Annotated in this window: 26 protein-coding genes, 2 pseudogenes and 1 riboswitch; of the genes and pseudogenes, 6 read left to right on the forward strand and 22 right to left on the reverse strand. The window is 60.7% G+C overall.

Annotated elements, in window-relative coordinates:
* Positions 1-10: 10 nt before the first annotated feature.
* Positions 11-102, reverse strand: a riboswitch (TPP riboswitch).
* Positions 103-161: 59 nt separating this feature from the next.
* Positions 162-695: a hypothetical protein gene (locus ACQUSW_RS13000; RefSeq protein ID WP_428932737.1), complete on the reverse strand. Its 534-nt coding sequence runs from the start codon at positions 693-695 to the stop codon at positions 162-164.
* A 262-nt stretch (positions 696-957) separates the two neighbouring features.
* Here ACQUSW_RS13000 and ACQUSW_RS13005 point away from each other — a divergent pair, with 262 nt between their 5' ends.
* Positions 958-1,428, forward strand: a complete 471-nt coding sequence (locus ACQUSW_RS13005) for an SRPBCC family protein (RefSeq protein WP_428932738.1) — start codon at positions 958-960, stop codon at positions 1,426-1,428.
* Here ACQUSW_RS13005 and ACQUSW_RS13010 read toward each other — a convergent pair.
* The 3 genes from ACQUSW_RS13010 to ACQUSW_RS13020 form a co-directional block, all read right to left on the reverse strand.
* The gene (locus ACQUSW_RS13010) at positions 1,395-2,399 is read right to left on the reverse strand and encodes a hypothetical protein (protein WP_428932739.1); all 1,005 of its coding nucleotides are present in this window, start codon (positions 2,397-2,399) and stop codon (positions 1,395-1,397) included. The genes ACQUSW_RS13005 and ACQUSW_RS13010 overlap by 34 nt on opposite strands.
* 10 nt (positions 2,400-2,409) lie before the next feature.
* Positions 2,410-2,850: an amidohydrolase family protein gene (locus ACQUSW_RS13015; RefSeq protein ID WP_428932740.1), complete on the reverse strand. Its 441-nt coding sequence runs from the start codon at positions 2,848-2,850 to the stop codon at positions 2,410-2,412.
* A 300-nt stretch (positions 2,851-3,150) separates the two neighbouring features.
* Positions 3,151-3,930, reverse strand: a complete 780-nt coding sequence (locus ACQUSW_RS13020; protein ID WP_428932741.1) for a CPBP family intramembrane glutamic endopeptidase — start codon at positions 3,928-3,930, stop codon at positions 3,151-3,153.
* A gap of 869 nt (positions 3,931-4,799) precedes the next feature.
* On the opposite strand from ACQUSW_RS13020, the gene chrA reads away from it, so the two are divergent.
* On the forward strand, positions 4,800-6,014 hold the full coding sequence (chrA, locus tag ACQUSW_RS13025; RefSeq protein WP_428932742.1) for a chromate efflux transporter: 1,215 nt from the start codon (positions 4,800-4,802) through the stop codon (positions 6,012-6,014).
* 124 nt (positions 6,015-6,138) lie between these two features.
* Positions 6,139-6,425: pseudogene (locus ACQUSW_RS13030) on the forward strand (transposase); the annotation flags it as partial.
* 20 nt (positions 6,426-6,445) lie between these two features.
* Here ACQUSW_RS13030 and ACQUSW_RS13035 read toward each other — a convergent pair.
* Positions 6,446-7,492: an IS110 family RNA-guided transposase gene (locus tag ACQUSW_RS13035; RefSeq protein WP_428932743.1), complete on the reverse strand. Its 1,047-nt coding sequence runs from the start codon at positions 7,490-7,492 to the stop codon at positions 6,446-6,448.
* 112 nt (positions 7,493-7,604) lie between these two features.
* Between ACQUSW_RS13035 and ACQUSW_RS13040 the strand changes: the two genes are divergently transcribed.
* On the forward strand, positions 7,605-8,300 hold the full coding sequence (locus ACQUSW_RS13040) for an IS3 family transposase (RefSeq protein ID WP_428932765.1): 696 nt from the start codon (positions 7,605-7,607) through the stop codon (positions 8,298-8,300).
* 206 nt (positions 8,301-8,506) lie between these two features.
* Here the strand turns inward: ACQUSW_RS13040 and ACQUSW_RS13045 are convergent, their stop codons facing one another.
* The 17 genes and pseudogenes from ACQUSW_RS13045 to ACQUSW_RS13125 form a co-directional block, all read right to left on the reverse strand.
* Positions 8,507-8,725, reverse strand: a complete 219-nt coding sequence (locus ACQUSW_RS13045) for a DUF378 domain-containing protein (RefSeq protein ID WP_428932744.1) — start codon at positions 8,723-8,725, stop codon at positions 8,507-8,509.
* 6 nt (positions 8,726-8,731) lie between these two features.
* Positions 8,732-8,992 carry a hypothetical protein gene (locus tag ACQUSW_RS13050; protein ID WP_428932745.1) on the reverse strand — a complete coding sequence of 87 codons (261 nt, stop codon included), beginning with the start codon at positions 8,990-8,992 and terminating at the stop codon, positions 8,732-8,734.
* Positions 8,993-9,348: 356 nt separating this feature from the next.
* A complete protein-coding gene (locus ACQUSW_RS13055; protein ID WP_428932746.1) occupies positions 9,349-10,287 on the reverse strand; it encodes a diacylglycerol/lipid kinase family protein in 939 nt (312 codons plus the stop codon).
* Positions 10,284-10,643, reverse strand: coding sequence for a hypothetical protein (locus ACQUSW_RS13060; protein WP_428932747.1), 360 nt, complete (start codon positions 10,641-10,643; stop codon positions 10,284-10,286). Before ACQUSW_RS13060 ends, ACQUSW_RS13055 begins: the two co-directional genes overlap by 4 nt.
* Complete coding sequence (locus ACQUSW_RS13065; RefSeq protein ID WP_428932748.1) at positions 10,640-11,239, reverse strand: Asp23/Gls24 family envelope stress response protein; 600 nt, start codon at positions 11,237-11,239, stop codon at positions 10,640-10,642. Before ACQUSW_RS13065 ends, ACQUSW_RS13060 begins: the two co-directional genes overlap by 4 nt.
* 14 nt (positions 11,240-11,253) lie before the next feature.
* A complete protein-coding gene (locus ACQUSW_RS13070; protein ID WP_428932749.1) occupies positions 11,254-11,814 on the reverse strand; it encodes an RNA polymerase sigma factor in 561 nt (186 codons plus the stop codon).
* 123 nt (positions 11,815-11,937) lie between these two features.
* On the reverse strand, positions 11,938-12,204 hold the full coding sequence (locus ACQUSW_RS13075) for a GlsB/YeaQ/YmgE family stress response membrane protein (RefSeq protein WP_428932750.1): 267 nt from the start codon (positions 12,202-12,204) through the stop codon (positions 11,938-11,940).
* A gap of 71 nt (positions 12,205-12,275) precedes the next feature.
* The gene (locus ACQUSW_RS13080) at positions 12,276-12,470 is read right to left on the reverse strand and encodes a CsbD family protein (RefSeq protein WP_428932751.1); all 195 of its coding nucleotides are present in this window, start codon (positions 12,468-12,470) and stop codon (positions 12,276-12,278) included.
* A gap of 61 nt (positions 12,471-12,531) precedes the next feature.
* Positions 12,532-12,747, reverse strand: coding sequence for a hypothetical protein (locus tag ACQUSW_RS13085; RefSeq protein WP_428932752.1), 216 nt, complete (start codon positions 12,745-12,747; stop codon positions 12,532-12,534).
* Positions 12,748-12,778: 31 nt separating this feature from the next.
* Positions 12,779-13,396, reverse strand: coding sequence for a hypothetical protein (locus ACQUSW_RS13090; protein ID WP_428932753.1), 618 nt, complete (start codon positions 13,394-13,396; stop codon positions 12,779-12,781).
* Positions 13,393-13,977, reverse strand: coding sequence for a DUF6286 domain-containing protein (locus ACQUSW_RS13095; protein WP_428932754.1), 585 nt, complete (start codon positions 13,975-13,977; stop codon positions 13,393-13,395). The genes ACQUSW_RS13090 and ACQUSW_RS13095 overlap by 4 nt, the downstream gene beginning before the upstream one ends.
* Complete coding sequence (locus ACQUSW_RS13100; protein WP_428932755.1) at positions 13,978-14,352, reverse strand: NTP pyrophosphohydrolase; 375 nt, start codon at positions 14,350-14,352, stop codon at positions 13,978-13,980.
* Positions 14,349-14,540, reverse strand: coding sequence for a DUF2273 domain-containing protein (locus tag ACQUSW_RS13105; protein WP_428932756.1), 192 nt, complete (start codon positions 14,538-14,540; stop codon positions 14,349-14,351). The genes ACQUSW_RS13100 and ACQUSW_RS13105 overlap by 4 nt, the downstream gene beginning before the upstream one ends.
* Positions 14,537-15,055 (reverse strand): Asp23/Gls24 family envelope stress response protein, encoded by a 519-nt coding sequence (locus ACQUSW_RS13110; protein ID WP_428932757.1) that lies wholly within the window; start codon positions 15,053-15,055, stop codon positions 14,537-14,539. The genes ACQUSW_RS13105 and ACQUSW_RS13110 overlap by 4 nt, the downstream gene beginning before the upstream one ends.
* Before the next feature lie 100 nt (positions 15,056-15,155).
* Positions 15,156-15,608, reverse strand: a pseudogene (locus tag ACQUSW_RS13115) (DDE-type integrase/transposase/recombinase); the annotation flags it as partial.
* A gap of 206 nt (positions 15,609-15,814) precedes the next feature.
* Positions 15,815-16,522 carry a M56 family metallopeptidase gene (locus ACQUSW_RS13120; RefSeq protein ID WP_428932758.1) on the reverse strand — a complete coding sequence of 236 codons (708 nt, stop codon included), beginning with the start codon at positions 16,520-16,522 and terminating at the stop codon, positions 15,815-15,817.
* Between the two features lie 117 nt (positions 16,523-16,639).
* A complete protein-coding gene (locus tag ACQUSW_RS13125) occupies positions 16,640-17,017 on the reverse strand; it encodes a BlaI/MecI/CopY family transcriptional regulator (RefSeq protein WP_428932759.1) in 378 nt (125 codons plus the stop codon).
* Positions 17,018-17,789: 772 nt separating this feature from the next.
* Here ACQUSW_RS13125 and ACQUSW_RS13130 point away from each other — a divergent pair.
* Both ACQUSW_RS13130 and ACQUSW_RS13135 read left to right on the forward strand, forming a co-directional pair.
* Positions 17,790-19,481, forward strand: a complete 1,692-nt coding sequence (locus ACQUSW_RS13130; protein WP_428932760.1) for a cytochrome c oxidase assembly protein — start codon at positions 17,790-17,792, stop codon at positions 19,479-19,481.
* Positions 19,478-20,100: cation transporter (locus ACQUSW_RS13135; protein WP_428932761.1), on the forward strand; the 623-nt coding region annotated here is incomplete at its 3' end. The genes ACQUSW_RS13130 and ACQUSW_RS13135, both read left to right, overlap by 4 nt.

Raw genomic sequence — 20,100 nt, forward strand, 5'->3', positions numbered from 1 at the left:
CAACCACTCGGGGCAGTGCAGTCGACATCCCTACGCAAGTGCGAACTCGGTCAGGTTCTTCGGGTGTGTTCTCAGCCCGTGCGGGCACCCCGTGTCGTGAGCGAGCTTAGCCGAACGCCAGCGCCGTGTGCAGCGCGTGGTGGGCCAGATACCGGATGCTGCTAGAAGCGGACCGGTCCGACAGAAAAATGGCCGCGAGCATTTCGGCAGCGAAGCTTCTTCGATGCCTTTGCTGTAAAGCGTGCACCCTCCACCTTGGCGGCAACACTCGTGCGAAACCATTCAATATGAGTGGGTGGGCGCATGGCGCCGCGCATAATGCTTCCCAAAACCTTCTCGGTCATCGACGAACCCTGGCCAAGCTCTGCCGATGCCTCGGCGATCGCATCAACATCAAACGGCAGCGGCATCTCGACCGTTTCCGTCACCGAAGCACCCGCCGGCACATCGATCGGGTCGTCCATCACCCAGTGATAGTTAATGCCGTTTTCTTCACCACTGTTCGACCGGGTGCCCTGCTTTTCGTCAAAAAAATGAAACCGCAGCTCGTCGATCACCCGCGGCTCGGTACCGTGGCCAGTCACATGCACCTGCACAGGAATCACTTTGTCTTCCCATGCGAAATCGCGCGGCATCTCAATCTTTATGCTGACGCCCCCGCCGAACGCATTCCGCATCTTCGTGAAAATGCTCATGATTCCCTCTCCACAAACACACCCCTGTGCCGACAGGCTTCGGTTCGCACGACCTTCGATCTGCGCGTGCAAAAACCATAGCCACCAGCCCTTAAACCATTCTTAAACCGGTGCGGTGGGTAGCATCCGGGGCCACCCGCTCCCCGTTTGCCGAAAACAGCAAAATTGCCGAATGACGCACAATTCAGGCCCAATCGTGTGGATCTCGGCGATCACCCTGTTTTCGGCAACCTTTTCAGGGTGCTCGACTACAGTCAGCGCTATGGCTTCGAGCTTCACTGTTGTTACCGAATGCTCGGCACACGCTGCCGCAATGTTCGACATTTCGCTCGATATCGACGCCCATATCGATTCGATGAGCCAGTCGGGCGAACGCGCTATCAATGGCGTGACCTCAGGAAAAATCGGTCTGGGCCAAACGGTGACATGGCGCGCCCGCCACTTCGGCATCTGGTTCACTATGACGTCAAAAATCACGGCCCTCGACCACCCGCACCGTTTTGTCGACGAGCAGGTGCGCGGCCCTTTCCGGTCGTTTCACCATGAGCACATTTTCGAAGACACAGACACCGGATGCCGCATGACAGACACCATCACGCTCGCATCACCCGTCTTCGGGTCCCTCGCCGAACGCCTCATACTGGTGCCCTATGTGCGACGCCTCATTCACATAAGAAACGCCACACTGCTGCGCGAAGCCTACGGTGCTGCCAGCGCAAAAAACGGAAGATAAGGGTTGAATCCTAAAGCGTCTTCGAGGCTACCCGCGTCAGTAATCCATGCTGCTGTGATCGCATTGGAGTACTTCGTCAGATGCGTGGCGATGACAGTTGCACGCCACGAATCAGTGGCCGCGAAGCTCGGCTTGTCAGCATCGGGTTCGCCTATCACCGGCACGACAGCGTAATCGTCATTGGTGGTGAACACTTTGGCGTCGACCGATGCGGCGGCCATCGCTGCCGAGTCGCGCAACTGCGTTACCGCCTCGACTGCGGCATCCGGATACATCACCAGCACCTGCTCGGCCTGATCGGGCGCCTCGAAAGCACACTGTGTCAGCGGCACGAGGGCTGCCTCCAATTCATCGATGAGCGATTGTGCCCTCTCGCGCGCCACCGTTAACTGCTGATCGACCTGCTGTTTTTCTTCGAGCGCAGCCTCGAGAACGTCGCGGGCATCTTCGAGCACTGCTGTCGTTACCTGGTCATCGGCCACAGGAGTCGGTGTTGTGGCACTGGCTGGCGACAAAAGTTGTTCTACCGCATCGATGTCGAGGTTGAGAAAATCGGTCTGCCACACGTACCCGTGCTCGTCGATCATGCTGCGCGCCTGCGCAATAAGATCGTGTTCGGCCTCTTCCAGTTCGTCATCGGCAAGCCGAGACAGAAGACTCTCGTTCGCGCCGGCAAGCGCAGCCAGACTCTCGGTAGAAAAGTAGTGATCGCTATAGCCAGCAAGCTCTTCAACAACGGCCTGAAAAGCGTGTGCCTCATCGAGCTGCAGGGCATACAGCACTATTGCCCTGTCGGTCTCGAGCTGAGCATGTTGGGTTTGGGCAAAAGCAGTATTAATCTGCTCCACGGTTTCGTTGTATTGCGCTACTCGCTGCTGATGCAACACCTGCGGAATGACAACGGCCGCTGCCGCCCCGAGTGCAACAACAACCAGTCCTCCGCCGAGCAACCACCAGTGTGAACGCTTCATACCGCGCGCCTTAGCCATTGTTGTAGCGGTCGGCACAAATGAGGTCGCCGTCTTCGAAGACGATCACTGCTGCCTCACCGTCGGCCAGCAAGGCCTCTAGAGCGCTGCAGGGCAAAGAAGCGACCGGGTCGTCGACGCTGCCGTCGAGTTCTACCCTGAGTATGGTGTCGTCCCACGTAGCGCGCGCATTCTTACTCTTGAACGTCTTTTCCACTGCCTCGATGACCATTTCTCGCGTTGCCCCGAAGGCACGGTCGTCATCACCGTCTGCATCGGGCCCGCTGAGCGCATCATTAAGCACCTCGACCACTTCTTCTGGTGCCTGCTCACTTGTTACAGCGCCAGAATCAGCATCTGCCTTCGGCGAGACGGGCGCTTCGGCGGCGCATCCGGTTGCCGTAAACGCGAGCACAAAAGCGGCGACCACAGCCGTAGCTAAACGGAGTTTCATAGCTGCTCCTCATAGAAAGACACAACGTAAGCGGAACTCCGCTGTACCGCACACCATACCGAGCCCGATTTCACAATTATGAAACTGTCGTCCGCGCACGGGAACGCTACTATTTCACGGCACCTATGAAACGAATGCGGTGGTCGGGTAGGTGCGGCTCTGGACACCCGCAAACCTGTGACACGAAGCCACGGGCCGCAGCTAGCTCATTGTCATCGACGCTTCATCGATCAGTCACGTGGAATATCCTTGCCCGGCCGCCGCGAGCACCGACACACGTGAGCGTCGTGAGTTGCCGCGCTAGAACACGGCGAAGCCGGCAAGCGCGAGGGCAGGGAAAATAATCCCCGGTGCCGACATCATGATATTGATGAGCCAGTGTGCGATCACGATGGGAAACAGACGCCCTTGACGGCGAGCGATAACCGCAGCGATCGCGCCCCATACGGTGAAGGCGATGAAATAAACGAGCATTCCCGACGCACTTGCAGCAAAGAGAACGTGTTGCGCACCAAATAGCAGCGAAGTAGAGGGCACACCGATTGTTGGTCCGAACCGACGGGAGATGCCGGTGAGAGCATAGCCCCGGTATACCAGTTCCTCGGTCGGCGCGTTGATCAGCATGAACGGTATGACACTGATTATCGCAACTGCGAGTGCCCACGCAGGGCTCGTGATCACATCATCGTTTGCATTGTAAAAAATGGTCTCAAATGCCCGAGGCGCATCGGCCCCATACATAGCAAACACGGTGCCCGCGACGACCAGACTGAACGGGATGTTCATGACAAAAAGCCACAGCAGGCCCCACAGCACATCGCGCCCCACGCGGCCTATTTGAATACCGAGCACGTCAGAAAAATTTTTGTTGTCGGCGCGGTACCAGCGGCGCACAAGCACGAAGCAAACAACGTTCACTGGCAAAAGCGCAAGGTTTGCCCACACCATGGTCGGAGGAAAGGCGGCACTTGGGTTCACCGACCGCAATATCATCCATACGAACAAAGAAAACAGCACGAGCGTCGACAGGCGGACGACCATAATCGTCCAGCCGCGCGCCACATCTGTCTGTCTGGCCACAGACCTGATCCTACGATCACGCGCACGCATCGGTGTCGGCATATGGCTTTAGTCGCCACAGCAAAAGCGATACCGATATGGACGGCACGCCAACGATCAGAATGCACTCCAGCGCGAAACCGAAAACTAACGGTAATCGTCGAGCCCCAAGAGTCGGTAAAGCGCGAAGGCAAAGCGTCTAGACACCCAAACTCCCACCAGCAGGAGCACTAAGTCACTGCCTGCGGCGATGGGCACCGTGGGACTTGATCGCGCCGCGAAGCGACCCTGCGGGCTGACCGCGGCAGCGAGCACGGGCATGAGAGGCGACAATGGCGTCGCTTGCGGAGCGAACCGGTTTGAGATGCGAGTGCAGGTTATCGTCGGTCTGGAGACCAACGGCGTTCAGGTGCGCACGCATCTCTGCGAAGACAGGGGCCCAACGATGAGGATGGGCGATGGTCATAACAGCCGCGTATTCCACCCATCGACGGCAGCGGATAACCAGTCCGCTCGAGATAGTCGACGGCGAACTTCCAGTCGGAGCGAGGGCCACGCTCGCTCATCTTCCTGGTCTCAGACGACTTCACAACCAGCCACTTCATCACCTCCTCCAGGCGGTCTTGCTCGCCCATGCGAAGCGTGTCGGCACCAGGGAGCGTATTGACAGGGTTGAGTTGGCCTCTGACTTTCCGTCCTTCTGACGCTGCTGCAGCCGACCGATAGACTCCACCCGCAGCGGAAGTCAGCCCGTTGGCCTTAGAATCTCGCTGTGCCGTGGAGAAGGCTCAGATTAGTGGGAGAGGGATCCTGAACGGCGAATGAATATTGCGTGAATGTAGCGCGGCGAGTACCAACAGTCTTGGATCGTGTCGCATGCTGAGAAAGAGATGTTATCTGCAGAAGGTGCCCGTCGAGCTGGCTTCAGTGGGGCATTGCTGGTCTTTCTGGTGTTCTTGAGGTTAGGGTGTACGTCGTTCGGTGGCCCGATCGCTCATCTTGGATATTTCCGAGCCGAGTTCGTCGAGCGGCGCAAGTGGCTGAGTGATCGGGCGTATGCGGATCTTGTCGCGTTGTACCAGTTCCTTCCCGGCCCAGCGTCGAGCCAGGTCGGTATGGCGATTGGTTTGCAGAAAGCCGGAGTCCTTGGTCTTGTCGGCGCATGGCTCGGTTTCACACTGCCCTCTGCGGCATTACTGTTCGGGTTCGCGCTTGGCGTATCGACCCTTGGCGACGTTTCGCAGGCAGGGTGGGTGTTGGGACTGAAGGCTGGGGCGGTAGCGGTCGTGGCTCATGCTGTGCTCGGCATGGTGAAGTCGCTCACGCCCGATGCGCGACGAGTGACAATTGCTGTCGCAGTGTTCACTGTCGTGTTGCTCGTGCCCGGCCCGCTGACGATGATCGGCGCAATGGTCTTGGCCGGGGTCACGGGGTTCTTCGTGTGTCGATCTCCGAGCACAGCTGAGAATGATGAATCGCGTCTCCGGGTGCGCTTGCGGCCCGCAGTCGGATGCGTGAGCCTGGCTGTGTTCGTCATGCTACTCGCAGGGTTGCCGATTCTTGCCGTGCTCACCGGAAATGCCACAGTGGGCCTGATCGACACCTTCTATCGTGCGGGCGCGCTCGTGTTCGGCGGCGGGCATGTCGTGCTCCCGCTCGTGCAAGCCGAAACAGTACAAACTGGGCTGGTGGAGTCAGGGGCTTTTCTTGCCGGGTATGGTGCCGCGCAGGCGGTGCCGGGGCCGCTGTTTACCTTCGCCGCTTTTCTAGGAGCGGTCACCACGCGTGGCCCGAACGAGCTGCTTGGCGCATCCATCGCGCTGCTCGCGATCTTTCTGCCGTCTGCACTACTCGTGATGGGTGTGCTGCCCTTCTGGGAGCGGTTGCGTCGTGCGCCGAGAGTGCAGCGGGTGCTGATGGGCGTGAACGCCGGCGTCGTCGGGCTGCTCGCCGCTGCACTGTACGACCCCGTATTTACCGAGGGCGTCACGAATGCGACATCACTCGTTGTGGTGGCACTAGCGTTTGTCGCGCTTATTTCCTGGGAGATACCGGTATGGGCGGTGGTACTCGGGGCAGCAGGAGCCGGAGCATTGCTACTCTAAACACGCAACGCCGATACTCAGGACAATCCGGTCTGCGATGCGAAAAACACGCCGGGTCTGCTGAAGGTTTGGTTGAGTCCAAGTCTGCTTCGATCGAGGCGTCGGAGTTGGAAGGATGGCAGTCATGTCGGTCAAGTACAGCCAAGAGTTCAAGCGTGACGCTGTCGGGCTCATAGAGTTCGGAATATCGCAGAAACAAGTGTGCCGAGACCTGGGCGTTTCGAAGTCAGCGCTCAGTGCCTGGATTCAAGACGCAAGGTTTAAATCCCACGGGCTCACCCCATCAAAGGACCCTGAGGAGCAGCGTGAGATGCGGTAAGCGTTGAAGCGTATCCGTGAGCTCGAGATGGACAACGAAGTGCTCCGCCGAGCGGCAGCCATCTCTCTCAGGTGCACATCACGCCCCCAAAATGACGCTTCTATGCCCGGTGTCAAGTCATGCGTGTGCGGAGTTCGCGGAAGAGTGAGCGTACGACGTAGCGCTTGAGGCAGCGGCGGATCTCACGGCCCGTGCGTCCATCAGCGCGTCGGCGGGCGACGTAGTCGCGGGTGGTGGTGTCGTAGCTCATGCGGGTACGGACGATGACGTCAACGGCACGGTTGAGTTGGCGATCTCCGGATCGGGAGAGCCGGTGGCGGGTCTTGTTCCCTGAGGATGCGGGCAGTGGAGCGATGCCTCCGAGCGCGGCGAACGCTGCCTCGGAGCGGATGCGTCCGTGGTGGGAGTATGCCGTGACGAGGATTGCTCCGGTGACCGGTCCGACACCGGGGAGGTCTTGAAGGCCCGGGGCGAGCTGTTCGGTGAGCGCAGCGAGCTGGCGGTGGTTCTGATGGAGTTGCTCGGTCTGCTCGAGCACTGACCTGGCCAGGCGCTTGGCTTCGGAGCGGGTGATGCGCATCGCACCTTGGTCGCGAGCGGTGCGCCATGCCGCGATCGATGTGACCTGCGCGTCCGTGAGCGGTTTGCGCGCATCGACACCGAGGTCGACGCTTCGGGCCAGGGCGTTGAGCGCGTTGCGGTTTGCTGTGCGTTGCTGGTCAAGCAGCGATCGCGCAGTCAGGAGTACCCGCAGCGCCGTCCGATCTTCGCCCTGGCGTGGCTGCGCCAGCACAGTGACAGCTTTGTGGAGCACCGAGCGAGCAGCTGCCTCGGCATCGATCGCATCGGACTTACCCGCATGCACGTGAGACGCACGCGGTGCAGGACGCACCTCGGTCACGTCAAACCCCGTGTTCATCAGCTGCGTGGTGATGCTCGCCCCGTAGGAGGATGTGCCCTCGATGGCTGCGAGGGCGGTGGTGCCGCCGGTGCGGCGAACGATCCAGTCGAGGGCTCGCGCATTTCCGGCGGAGGATGTGGGGAAGGTGGCGGTGTCGATAACGGCGCCGGTGCGGGAGTGTATGACGCAGTAAGTGTGCGTGCGTGCGTGCGTGTCGATGCCGACGACGTGCTCGAATTGCTCGGCGACGAGTTCCAAGAGAACCTCCAGTGGCGATTGCGGATAGGACCGCCGGCTCGTGGGGCCGCGGAGAGTCACATCTGTAATAAGTCACACCCGCACGGGGTGGACAAGCTTCTGATCAAGGCATCTGCGCGCAGAGACCGGCTTCGACTCGAGCGCGGACACGTCATTTTCAAGACACCGCCGCGAGCGGCGGGTCGGATATACCCGGAGTCACACGCGTGAGTCGAAGACCAGCCTCTCAGCCAGCCACGGGCGGGCTCGAGATCCATTACAGATGTACCTGCTCGTCCAACGCGACTTCACGGCAGATTGCCCAAATCAGTGCTGGCTGACCGACATCACCGAGCATCAGACCGTGCGTGAAGGGAAGCTGTATCTCTGCGCAATCAAAGACGTGTGGTCTAACCGGATCGTCGGCTACGCGATCGATGACCAGGTGAAAGCCTCGCTCGCGGTCCGGGAGTTGGGGAACGCCGTGATGCAGCGTAGGAACCCGGCGAATGTTGTGGTCCATTCAGACCGCGGGTCTCAATTTGGGTCGAAGAAATTCCGGCGCACGCTGAGAGGTCACAAGCTGTTGGGTTCGATGGGGCGTGTGGGTGCTGCGCGCGATAACGCGGCGATGGAATGGCTCTTCAGTTTGTTGCAGAAGAATGTGCTCGACCGGCAGTCGTGGGCGACGAGGCAAGAACTCAGGCTCGCAATCGTGGCATGGATCGAGGGGAAGTATCACCGCAAACGACGCCAGCGTGGGCTGGGCCGTCTAACACCGGTCGAGTTTGAAGCCATAATGATAGATATTGTCGAGTGGGCAGCTTAAGAACACTCCAACTCAAGCAAAGCTTCAGCAAACCCGTGAAAGACGACCGGGGTGCTGGAGATCTCCGCCAGACCGCGAAATGACCATTGAGCGCTGAGTCCACGTCCTGGGGAAGCGGTACCGGCAACGCAGTGAGTGAGGCCGGTGCGGCCGGGGTTCCCCCTAACTGCACCGGCCTACTGATCGGGAGGGTCATCACGGTTTCCTCATGCTGTCGAGCGATCACCTCTGCCGCGTGCGGGCAGAGTGAGGTTCGCGACAGCGATCAGCGCCGAGACACCGACGAGCACGTACACGACTCTCGAGCCGACGGACCCCTCTCCAAAGACAGCATCGACGAGGTTGAACTCAAACAACCCCACGAAGCCCCAGTTGATACCTCCGATGATCACGAGAATCGTCGCGATCCGCACAACCCAGATCATGGGGAATCAGTCCTTCTCGTTCTTCAGGGCGATTCCGAGTGCGAGGAAAGTCGGCGCCCACTGACCGACGAAGATGCCCCACCGATCGGACTGAGACCTGCTGTCGTCCTTGCCACGGGAGATCAGCCACGACAGGAGAGAAACACCGATCGAGACGAAGCCTGCCGTATAGGCGTGGCCGCTTCTCACCCCCCACTTCGAGAGAACACCGACCGGATTCCATGCCGTCGCTTCGGCGGCCTTACGAACATCCTTCTTGTCCATCATCAGTTCTGCTCCTTTCGGTTGACGGCGTCAATGCCGTCACCGATAAGACGCGTGACAGAGCAGATTCGTCACAAAACCGCGCTATCCTGCCCACCTCCGGAGTGTGGCCCCGTGAGGTTCAAGTTCCTAACTCCCGCTCGAGGACGGCCCTGTCTGCCCCGGGCCTGGGCGCACATCGGCGTCGTCTCGAATGTCGGCTCTGGTCATGTCACCGTTCTTGGTGACCTCGATCCGGGGTTCGGCGTCCTCGGGACCGGATTTGAGCGCGGATGTCAGTTGGTCGCGCCGCTTCTCGTCATCAGTCATCTCATGAGCACCCATGATGGGTGCTCTCCTTCGTCTGTTGCCCCGGCGGTCTACCGGATACGGATGGCGTTCGGCTGAATACTGATCTCGATACGTGAGGTTTCTTCGAGATCATCGCCATCGACTTCGAAGACGCGTGGTTCGTTGAGCTCGATGGTCAGTGCCCTCAGGCGGCGATGGGTAGTCGCGTCGCTGCTCTTCGCGTGCTGGTTCTCGCCACCGACCTCGAGGAGTCGCTTCAGGCCGTTATCCCAAACCATGTTCCGGATCGTGTCCATCCACCCGGCCACACCATCCTCGTGGAGGACGAGGAGGTCAAGTTCGCCGTCGGTAGGGTCCGCGTCCGGCAGGAGTGCGATTCGGCCTTGGAGGGTGCCGCAGTTGCCAACGATCAGGGTGTGCGCCTGCTCCGTCGTGGTCACGCCGTCGACGGCGAGGCGGATGTCGATGACCTCGCTGGCGGACACGGCGCGACCGAGGGATTCGACGTAGGCGAGCCAGCCGGCCTTGTCTTTGAGGTCGTCGTCGGTCTCGGTGATCATGTGCGCGTCGATTCCGAACCCGGCCATCACGGCAAAGGCGTGGCGCTGCACTCCCTCGGCCAAGGTGATCTCGGCCCAGCCGATGTCGATCGGCCGCGGCTGCCCTTTTAACGCCCGGGTGACCGCTCCGGGCAGATCGTCGATGGGGATGTCGAGGTTTCGGGCGAGGAGGTTCCCGGTGCCGAGCGGAATGATCCCGAGGTCGGTGTCCGCCTGTGTCTCGGCGAGGTGTTCGGCGACGGCTCTGACGGTGCCGTCGCCCCCGGCGGCGAGGATCACGCAGGCACCGGCGTTGAGGGCCTGCTGGGTCGCGGCTCGGCCGGGGTCGTCCTCACTGGTCTCGAACCATGACACCGGGCCGGTCGTGGCGCCCGCAAGCGCGCCCTCGAGGTCTTCCCGCGTGGTCTTCGACGGGTTCCAGACAATACCGACATGCGGGTCGCTCATGCTTCTTCTCCTTGTGTCGTGGTGTCGTTGATGTGGACGACGGTGATGCGGATCTCTGCGGCGGAAGAGTAGTGTTCCGCGATCACCGCGCGCACAGCTGCGCTGACGCGCCGGATTGTCTCCACCGCGCCGGCATGTTCCTGTATGCCGATCGCGATGTCGACCCTTAGGCCTTCGGGTGTCTGCTCGAGACGGACAAGCGGATCGGAATCGTCGCGGAGGCCGATCGCCCGCGCGCCGGCATCGAGCACCTTCGAGGCGAGCGACCCGACACGGAAGAGAGCGGTGACACCGGGCATCGCCCGGGTCGCGAATTCAATATCGGCCGCGAGAGCGTGTTCCTGCGAAGTCGTCATCGCTCCTCCCCTATCCGGCTGGGTGAGTGCCTGAGGTCCGAGACGGTGATGTCGATTCTTGTCACATTCAACGTGGTGTTCGCGCTCAGGCGTGTGCTGATCTCTGCACGGAGACGGTCGACAAGTTCCGGAATGGGCTTCCCGTAAGGGACGCTGATGTCCACGTGGATGAGGATCGGTTCGCCGGGAACGGTGACGTCACCATCGAAACGGCACCTACCGACCAGAACGCCGGAAACCATGTTCTCCGCCGCCCGGATCACCCCTCGGACGGCGCCCTCGGTGATTCCTGTGTCCACGTCCGATTGTTCGATGACGATAGGGATACGGCGTCCCGCCCGCGCGTCCAGCGCGATGCCGGAAAGGATGCTCTGTACCCAGTTCTCGTCGGCTTCGGCCTCGGCTGCCGTGTCGGCGGCGATCAGCTCGGGAGTCAGGGCACGCAGGCGCTCCAGGGCGTCGAGGGCGATCTGGCATCCTGCGGACTCGTCGATCGACGGGTCCGCAGGAGAGCGCCCTGCGTCGAGGTAGTCGGAGAGCTCTTCGATGGTGTGCCCGTCGAGATCGTCCGGCTCCATCCGCAGGGGATCGGGCATGTCATGAGTGTTGTTCATCGCCACTGCTCCATCCGGACAATGATGTCTTTTCGTGCCCGGGCGAGCAGCCCGCGCACTGTGGAGAGGGGAACGCCGAGCTCGTCGGAGATCTCCTCGTACGTGTATCCACCGATCTCCCGCAGCACCCAGCACTCCCGCTGCGGCGCCGGAAGCTCCTGCAACGCGTCGCTCAACGCCGCCACACCGGCGCGGGCTTCCGCCTGCCGGGCGGGAGCGGAGAGAGCCGGGGCCGGCAGGTCGACGTCCTCGAGATAAACCTGGGGGCGTGCCGCGCGAATGCGGTCGATGGCTTTGCGGCTGGTGATCCGCATCAGCCAACTCTTCACCCTGCCCGGGTCGTCGAGCTTCGGCAACTGCCCCCAGGCGGTGATGAACGCCTCCTGCACCACATCATCGACATCCGCAGTGCCGGACAGGATCCTGCGGGCATATGCGCGCATTATCGGAGTGTACCTGCGCACGAGCACGGCGAATGCTGCGGTGTCGCCGTCAGCCGCCCGCCCGGCGATGATCGTGTCATCTGCGGATTCCCATGGGTCACGGTAGTGGCTCATCCTTCGTCCCCCTCATGCGAAGACGCCCCCACTGGGGAGGGCCAGCGGGCAGCATCGTCGCGACCCACTGACCCCATCTTGTGCCCACAAGCCTAAGGATGCCGATTCACTTTGTGGGTGTCGTCAGTTCTTTGCCTTGCGGCCGGTGATCAGCCCGTAGATGAGCAATACCAGGATGGATCCACCAATGGCGAGTAGCCAGGTGGAGAGGTTGAAAAAGCCCTGTAGGTTGACGTTGAAGATCAGCCCGCCCAGCCACCCGCCGAGCATCGCACCGATCACACCAAGGAGGAGGGTGACGAACCATCCGCCGCCCTGCTTGCCGGGAAGGATGAGTTTCGCGAGCGCGCCGGCGATCAGGCCGAGAAGAAGAAAACTGAAGAAGCCCATGAGAGTAGTCCTTTCAAACAATCAGATGATGTTGTGGGGTGGGGCGACCGATGGAGCCCGCCGCACGGGTGTTACTTCCTGAAGACGTCCTTGACGTCTCCAACCTTGCCCTTGACCGCGCCCTTGGCCTGGTCGGCCTTACCCTCGGCGACGAGCTTGTCGTTGTCGGTGACCTTCCCGACGGTCTCCTTGACCTGACCGGTGGCCTTGTCCGCTGCGGCCTTGATCTTGTCTCCAGCACCCATGATGTTGTTCCCTTCCTTCATTTTCTGTTCCGCCCTCGTGTGCCGAAGGCGAGTCTCTCGCGAAGCAACTGCGTTGCTCCGCCTAGTTACCGAGGACGCTCTTGCGTGCTCTGCCGATCGTCTTCCGCAAGTTCTTCCCCATCCGTCGCCGTGCCTTCTTCGCGTCCGGACTCGTCCACAGCCGCTCGACCTGGTGACGCAGGTCCTCATAGTTCTTTCCGCGCGACTTCGCCGATTCCACACCCACCCGATCAGCGGCGGTGACGATCACCGCGAGAATCACAATGTTCTTGCCCATCGTGTTACTCCTTTCACTCCCTGGGGGAGTTTCAGTTGACTCGCGGTTGGTCGGATGCGAGACGGGCTCGGACGCCCGAGTGGATCGAGATAAGCGTCGGAGTCTCACGGCCCGTCAGAGTCGCCAGGTTGTCCACCAGCCGGGTCACCGTGTCGGCGACGTCGACGGGTGAGGTGTTCTGCCGCGGCGTGACACTGACATGCAGCACATCGTTGCCCCGTACCCTGCTCGCGCTCACCCGCGACGTGAGGATCTCTCCCCGGGAGGCAAGCGAATGAGTGATCGCGTCAGACGCGAAGCCCTGCCCGATCACCACCGACCCCTGGGGGCCGTCCCCACTCTCCTCACGGATCACGACGCTGCTCCGCCCGCCGCCCAACCGCGCCATCACCACCACCGTTCCCACCACGATGACCAGCAGCACGACCAAGACACCGATCGTGAGCCAGCTCGACGTCGTCGCATCCGATATGCGGGACGCTTCATCCGCATCCTGCATCCAGGACAGCGCCGCCTTCGACCAGGTACCCCAGACCTGGGACGCAGCCCGCCATACGGACGTGGCAACCGTCGCGCTCCCCGCAGCGAGAAGAACCAGCCCCGAAAGGAACAGAACAGTCCGGTTCACTCCTCGGTTTGTCGCGCTCATGGCGCAGCGCCCCTCTCTGCGGACTGCTGGACTCGCGCCCGCACCTTCAACCTCGGCGAGGCCCTGTACCCGTCCAGTTCGGTCTCCGCGATCGAACGCGCCCACGCCCGATCAACCACCTGGCCAGGCTCCGGGCGCACCATCACATCCGCGCTGCGGTGACCGATCCCCACAACCACCGCGCCCTTCGGAAGATCCAGCTCGCGACGCACCCGCGCAGCGACCGCCGACGCTATCACCCCGTTATCCACGACCACCGCATGCCCCGACACACCCAGAGCATGCTTGGGACGACGACCCGGAGCAACCACGAACCACAACAGGATCACCCCAACCACCGCGACCGCTGAGGCACCCGCTATTATCGTCGATCGCGGTTCAGCCGTGGGCAGTGTCGCCACCCACGCAACCGCCGTCCCCGGCGAGACCAGCAACGGCGCCGCCCCCAACAGGTGCAGGACGACCTCGATCCCCGCATACACTGCCACGGCCGCGACAAGAACGAGCACGATCACCAGCATCACTGTGCGCGGAGAATGCATCTCACGACGCACCACGCGTCTCAGCACCGTGTTCGACATCTACCTCACCCTCCTTCGCTCCGGAACCGTCGCGCCCGTCACGGTGAACGACACCCGCCGCATCTCGCGCCCGGTCAACCGGCCGAGCTCAGCGCCCAGCACAGACTGCATCTGCCGGAGTCGCTCGATCACCGTCGGCGCGGCACGGATAGCCTCCGTGTCGTCAAGGTCCGGGATCGGCAGTCTTGCCGTGACACGCACGGCGAGACCACCACCCCACTCAGACACCTCGACATCTACATCCCCCCGGGGAACACCGATCGTGACCGCCGAAGCTTCACGAACGACCTTCTCGAGCACCCGCTCCCGCACATGCACAGAACCCCGAACCGCGGGAGCAACTCCCGTGGGTGCCTCAACGGTCAGCGCACTCATACCGAGCTACGCCTCCCCGCGAACACCCCGGCCAGGGCGCTCAGATCCAGCTGACCGGACACCACTCGCCCGGCCAGGGCACCGATACCCATCAGCAGCGCGACCAGCAGGAATCCCCAGAACCCGAAGATCAACGCCGCGAAGGCAAGCACTGCGCCGACGAGGGCGCCGGTCAGCGTAGTGCTCATGAGACGCGCGACTCGTTGTTGTCGTCCGCGTCGTCGCTGGGCAAGTGCATGTCGTCCACGTCGACGTTCACCTCGACGACCTGCAGACCGACCAGTCGAGTGATGGCATCGGTCACGGCGCGTCGGACATTCTCCGCCACATCCTGGATCGGCGCCGGATAGTCCACCACGATCGTGATGTCCGCCGCAGCCTGCGTCTCGCCGACCTCGACCTTCACACCCTGCGTCAGGTCCGTCGCGTTCACCGCGTCACGGATCACTCCCAGCGCGCGTGCTCCCCCGCCACCCAGCGCGTACACACCCGACACCTCACGCGCAGCGATACCCGCGACCTTTGCCACGACACAATCCGCAATCGTCGTACGACCCGCCGACTCGGACCCGGCACCTACCGGAACCCTCGCAGCCAAAGGTGCGCGATCCACCCGCGACACGACGCCCGGCGCCTCCGCGGCACGGGACTCCAGCACAGTCCCCTCCGCAGGAGCTGTCGCGTTCGTCTCATTCGTAGCCATCGGAACTACCTCCAGAATCAAGTGGCGCGGCACGACACCGCACCATCCAGCGAGCGAAGGACAACGCTCTACAACTAAGACGCAGCCACGACGCGAAACGTCACAAGAAATCCGGCACGGCTAGACGCGCGAACGCGACAACGTCCTCACAGAACTCGCGGAGATAGGGCTTAGGCATGATGACATCCTCCCAGCGGTGCGTCAGCACCGAACATCTGGTGACCTGCCCCACGGAAATGGTTCCAGTGTTGGTCGCTGACTCGCGGCGGGGCTGTTGTTGAAGTCGAGTGTCTCGTATTCGATCGGTGTGCGGTAGGCGAGGGCGGAGTGTCGACGTTGGCGGTTGTGGAAGATCTCGATCGAAGAGCCACGAAGCGAATTGCGTTCCGTGGTCCGCGTGAAAGATCCCTCCCGGCGCTGGTCGGCGATTGCGGATGGCAATATCCAGCGCGTCGATGACACGTGTGGTGTCCTGTTTGGAGTTGATCGACCAGTCGACGATGCGGCGGCTGTAAGCGTGGAGGACTACGGCGCAGTAGACCCAGCCCGAGTTCGAAGTGCAACGGTCAGGTCACGGGGGTAACTTCCCAGGCTAACTCATGAAAGATTTCGGCCGGACTCGCCCAGCCAAGGATACTGTCTTACCGTCGAAGGCCCTAACAATACCTCGACTATCCGACTTCTCGGCGCACAGGGCAGCCTGTATTCGAATAGTTCGCACAAATCTTCACCGGTTCGCGACATATTCTGGAATCGTGCTCAAGTACGAACTGTGGTTCTCAGTACGTTAGGAAGGCGCCGGCGTGCGGCTCGTGGCCAGCGTCTTGCAGTGAGCCGTTCCGCTCGGAGGTGCATACTCTGGTCTCCGGATGCCTTTCCCAAAACGGCGAGCGCATTTGCCAGGTTTGCCGCACCGGTTTGGCGCGCGGCAGCGTCGTCAGCGGCAAGTTCGATGAGAATCGTGGTGGCGCGTTGCAACGCACGCCCGGGCCGCAGTCCCCCAAGGCACATCGCATTAATTTGTGCAATGCGGAGAGCCCACCAGTGCCTTTGTCGCAGGTGTGCATATTCATGAGCGATCACTGAGCGAAGCTGCGCTTGTGTCAGAGATCGTTCCACTGCACACGAAAGAAAAATTTCCGGTTTTCGCCCAGGCACTGCAAACGCAACTAGTTCAGATGACTCGAACCGGACTAGCGTAAACCGACCGTAGTCTTCGCGAGATGACGCAATTGGCGCAAGAGCCTCAGTTCTCTGCATGTTCAACTCGACTAGCGGCGCGACGGATACCGACACCAGGGCAAGCATTGCCCCAAAGAATCCAAGCGCGAGCCAGCCAGCTACCGACAGAAAAACTGCTTCTCGCGCAGACGCTGACTCCGAAGCGGTAACGGCGCCGAGCACACTACAGACAAGCCCGGCGAGAACCAGGAGAAGGCCCTGAAATAACGAGCCAAACCATGCCATCAGTGCAGTTCGAGGATGCAACAACTGCCATCTACCGATCGTGAGCACCAATGGCGATAAGAGTGCAGTCGCTGTAGCCGCAGCGAAACACAACAAAGTCCACCCAAGCAACGCAGCCTAAATCTCCCCGCGAATATTGCCGAAAGCGGCACGGAGGATGGCAACCTCTTCTTCATCGAGGTTTCCGGCGAAGGCGAGCAGCGCCGCCTTTCGGTCGACTGCTTTACCCAGCGCGTTGAGCATCGTCTCGCTCGCGTGCTGTTCACCGGATCGAGCAGGATGAAATCGGATTTTTCGGGGCGAACTACCGGAGCGGATAACCTCATCTTTATGCTCGAGTCGAGTAAGTGCGGTCATCAGTGTCGTGTACGCTGGCCTGCGCCCCGTAAACATATCCTGTAGTTCCCGTGCGCTCAACGGGTGATTGTGCTGACGCAACAGTCGCATGATTTCTTCTTCGAGTTCTCCCGGTCTGCGGGTACGTGTTCCACTCACGCCTCTCCTCTCCTTGGAGCTCATTGGAAGTCTGCAGCAGCAGACCCTCAGCTCATACACGGTGCGGTGCAAACTTGGCCTCGCACTTCAGCCTACAAGCTGCACCGTGCGAGGACCCTGACTGTCAACGCTAAGCAACTCGACATCTTGTAGAATTACAGTTGAGACATTTATTGACGTTAGGACGAATGACGCGGTGCGTAACTGGGTGCTGGGAGTTTATGCGTATTCGCATTGTGAGGAGGCTTCGGCTACAGACCGATCCGGTGTCGCTGGAGTGATGGATGCAGAAATCGATGCGGTCACCGACCGGGAAGTCCTTCGTGTCAGTGACCGTGTACACCGAGACTGCTGCGCAGACTGGGTACACGCTGGATGCGGAGGATGGTAACAAGTGAACCAAACGGTCGCCACGCCGGCGGAACGCTTCCACTCCGATGGTCCTGTGATACCACGCCACCGGCGTCTTATTACCGCATGTTTACTAGTTTCAACAGTTCTCGTACTGTTACCTGCAACGTTGACCGCGCTGATTGCAGGCCCAGCGCCCTATGAAGCGCTTCGCACGAGTTTTCCGGGACTACAAGTCGCTATCCTCACTGCTGTCGGGCAAGGGATAGCCGATCTGTCGTCAATGGTAACCATAGGTGCGCTACTGTCGCTGCTTTTTCTTCGGGATGCGCGGGGGAGGTCAGCCGACCGATTGAGCTCCCTATTCGAGCTGTCAGTGGTCCGGGTTGGATCCGCAAGTTGGGCAACTTCATCTGCGGCGATGATCGTACTGGAAATGCTAAGCAAGAACGGATTTCCCTTCTCCATTTTGTTGACGGGACGTGCCTGGTCATTCCTTTACGAAGCCAGCGCGTTCCCGAAAGCATGGACCATATCGCTTGCCGCCGCGCTAGTAACGTTGTTCCTGAGCATGGTTGTCGAGCGTTGGACCGGTCTGCTGATTCCATTGTGGGCTTCATGCTTCGGGATACTGGCACCTGTCGCTGTCGGGCAGATACTAGTTGGCCCGGAGCACGACTTTGGTTGGGATGCGGGTGTCTATCAAGTACTGGTGACGAATGCCGCGTTCGGCGTGGTGCTGGTTGCCGCACTTCGCGTCGCATCTGGAAGGCTCGTAGCACCGGAGATCCTGATTCGCTTGTTCAAGTCTCTGTCCATCGCACTAATCGTGACAATTACCACCGATGCTCTCCTGACGTGGTTCAAGCTAGCGGGTACTAGTTTATTCGACTCGGTGACTGGTTGGCAGATCGCGTCCCGTGGAATGTTCTTGACAATTTTGATCGGTGTTCTCACGACCGGATGGTTGAACTGGCGACGGCTTCGGCTTGTGGAACGCCACGTCACTGTGTTGATTCTTATCGCCACGATCGCTATTTCCGGCTGGGTGGGTATAACTGCGGCGATGACTCGCATCCCGCCGCCACAATACTTCGTTCCAACGAGCATCTCGCAGGTGTTCCTGGGATTCGAGGTTGATGCTGCGCCTACACCGCTGGTGCTACTCACACACTGGCGGCCGAACATTCTTTTCCTTGCGCTGGGCATTGCTGCTGTCACCGTTTATTTGGCTGCCGTGCAGACCCTTCGTCGTCGTGGCGACGCGTGGCCAACTGGGCGCATCATCGCGTGGGTCCTCGGCTGGGTCGTGATCATCGGCGTGACAAGTTCTGGGCTTGGAAAGTACTCTGCCCCTGATTTCGGGATCCATATGATCGTGCATATGAGCTTGAACATGCTCGCACCGATCCTGCTTGTCATGGGTGGCATTGTCACCCTGCTGCTGCGTACAACCCGTTCGAATCAGTCCTTGCCAGCAGGCGCGCACGATTGGCTCCTCTGGATGCTGCAGTGGAGGGTTCTCCGATTCGTTTATAATCCACTGTTCGTGTTTATCCTGTTCGTCAGCTCGTATTACGGACTGTATTTCTCTGGAATATTTGGCGAATACATGCGGTTCCACTGGGCGCATCAGCTGATGAACGTGCACTTCCTAATCGCCGGGTATCTCTTCTACGGTCTCGTGATCGGCGTCGACCGACCACCGCGCCCGCTTCCGCATATCGGCAAACTCGGATTTGTGCTGGCGGCGATGCCTTTCCACGCCTTCTTCGGTGTAATCCTCATGACCAGCGGCGGGAAAATAATCGCTGAAAACTTCTACCGTTACCTCGACCTACCTTGGGCAAACCTCGCCGAGTCTCAGTATTTCGGGGGCGGGGTCGCCTGGGCCGGCGGCGAGCTACCACTGCTGCTGGTGATCATCACGCTTGGAATTCAGTGGTCTCGTCAAGACGCCAAAGATGCCCACCGGAAAGATCGCCACTTCGATACCGGCAGAGACGAAGAATTCGACGCTTATAACCGGATGCTCGAAACTCTCACCGACCGACAAGCCCGCTCTCACCCGATGCAGGGGCGACCATATGTTACGAAGGACACGAACTCATGACTTTACAACAGGTTTCCGCTGAACCCGTGCAGTTCGATGTCTCGGGTATGACCTGCGCGGCGTGCGCAGGTCGGGTCGAGCGTGCCCTGAATCAGCTCGACGGAGTGACCGCAAGCGTCAACTATGCGACCGAACGAGCACTCGTCACAGGCCTGGACGGCGACCGAATATCTGAGGCACTTCAGCAGGTGAAAAAGGCAGGGTATGCGGCGCGCCTCCATGATGACGCGGATGATGCGTGGTCTCGCCGCGCTACCGAAGTGCGGATCACTTCGCTTCGACGACGGCTGATCGTTGCCGCGATCCTTACCGTGCCGCTCATGGATATCACGATCGTTCTCGCTCTCGTTCCTGGTTGGCGCTTCCCGGGCTGGGAATGGCTCTGTGTGGCACTTGCGGTGCCAATTGTCACGTGGGCGGCATGGCCTTTTCATAAAGCGACCGTGCGAAATCTCCGACACGGCAACGTGAGCATGGACACGCTCGTGTCACTAGGTATCGCCGCGTCCTTCGGGTGGGCTGTCGTCACGCTCCTCTTCGGGGTTGGGGTCGAAGGCGCCGGGTACTGGCTTGGATTCGGCATCGCACCTGAGGGCGCGAACTCGATCTACCTCGATGT

It is taken from the genome of Microbacterium luticellae (assembly GCF_050408645.1).
GTDB lineage: Bacteria > Actinomycetota > Actinomycetes > Actinomycetales > Microbacteriaceae > Microbacterium.

Excerpts from the sequence above, each read along its gene's own strand:
- ACQUSW_RS13070 (WP_428932749.1), bottom strand. The coding sequence starts at position 11,814 with ATGAGCCACTACCGTGACCCATGGGAATCCGCAGATGACACGATCATC.
- ACQUSW_RS13110 (WP_428932757.1), bottom strand. The coding sequence starts at position 15,055 with ATGGCTACGAATGAGACGAACGCGACAGCTCCTGCGGAGGGGACTGTG.
- ACQUSW_RS13015 (WP_428932740.1), bottom strand. The coding sequence starts at position 2,850 with ATGAAACTCCGTTTAGCTACGGCTGTGGTCGCCGCTTTTGTGCTCGCG.
- ACQUSW_RS13055 (WP_428932746.1), bottom strand. The coding sequence starts at position 10,287 with ATGAGCGACCCGCATGTCGGTATTGTCTGGAACCCGTCGAAGACCACG.
- ACQUSW_RS13000 (WP_428932737.1), bottom strand. The coding sequence starts at position 695 with ATGAGCATTTTCACGAAGATGCGGAATGCGTTCGGCGGGGGCGTCAGC.
- ACQUSW_RS13005 (WP_428932738.1), top strand. The coding sequence starts at position 958 with ATGGCTTCGAGCTTCACTGTTGTTACCGAATGCTCGGCACACGCTGCC.
- ACQUSW_RS13065 (WP_428932748.1), bottom strand. The coding sequence starts at position 11,239 with ATGCCCGATCCCCTGCGGATGGAGCCGGACGATCTCGACGGGCACACC.
- ACQUSW_RS13060 (WP_428932747.1), bottom strand. The coding sequence starts at position 10,643 with ATGACGACTTCGCAGGAACACGCTCTCGCGGCCGATATTGAATTCGCG.
- ACQUSW_RS13050 (WP_428932745.1), bottom strand. The coding sequence starts at position 8,992 with ATGATGGACAAGAAGGATGTTCGTAAGGCCGCCGAAGCGACGGCATGG.
- ACQUSW_RS13075 (WP_428932750.1), bottom strand. The coding sequence starts at position 12,204 with ATGGGCTTCTTCAGTTTTCTTCTTCTCGGCCTGATCGCCGGCGCGCTC.
- ACQUSW_RS13100 (WP_428932755.1), bottom strand. The coding sequence starts at position 14,352 with ATGAGTGCGCTGACCGTTGAGGCACCCACGGGAGTTGCTCCCGCGGTT.
- chrA (WP_428932742.1), top strand. The coding sequence starts at position 4,800 with ATGTTATCTGCAGAAGGTGCCCGTCGAGCTGGCTTCAGTGGGGCATTG.
- ACQUSW_RS13010 (WP_428932739.1), bottom strand. The coding sequence starts at position 2,399 with ATGAAGCGTTCACACTGGTGGTTGCTCGGCGGAGGACTGGTTGTTGTT.
- ACQUSW_RS13095 (WP_428932754.1), bottom strand. The coding sequence starts at position 13,977 with ATGTCGAACACGGTGCTGAGACGCGTGGTGCGTCGTGAGATGCATTCT.
- ACQUSW_RS13090 (WP_428932753.1), bottom strand. The coding sequence starts at position 13,396 with ATGAGCGCGACAAACCGAGGAGTGAACCGGACTGTTCTGTTCCTTTCG.
- ACQUSW_RS13085 (WP_428932752.1), bottom strand. The coding sequence starts at position 12,747 with ATGGGCAAGAACATTGTGATTCTCGCGGTGATCGTCACCGCCGCTGAT.
- ACQUSW_RS13045 (WP_428932744.1), bottom strand. The coding sequence starts at position 8,725 with ATGATCTGGGTTGTGCGGATCGCGACGATTCTCGTGATCATCGGAGGT.
- ACQUSW_RS13130 (WP_428932760.1), top strand. The coding sequence starts at position 17,790 with ATGATCGTACTGGAAATGCTAAGCAAGAACGGATTTCCCTTCTCCATT.
- ACQUSW_RS13105 (WP_428932756.1), bottom strand. The coding sequence starts at position 14,540 with ATGAGCACTACGCTGACCGGCGCCCTCGTCGGCGCAGTGCTTGCCTTC.
- ACQUSW_RS13080 (WP_428932751.1), bottom strand. The coding sequence starts at position 12,470 with ATGAAGGAAGGGAACAACATCATGGGTGCTGGAGACAAGATCAAGGCC.
- ACQUSW_RS13120 (WP_428932758.1), bottom strand. The coding sequence starts at position 16,522 with ATGGCATGGTTTGGCTCGTTATTTCAGGGCCTTCTCCTGGTTCTCGCC.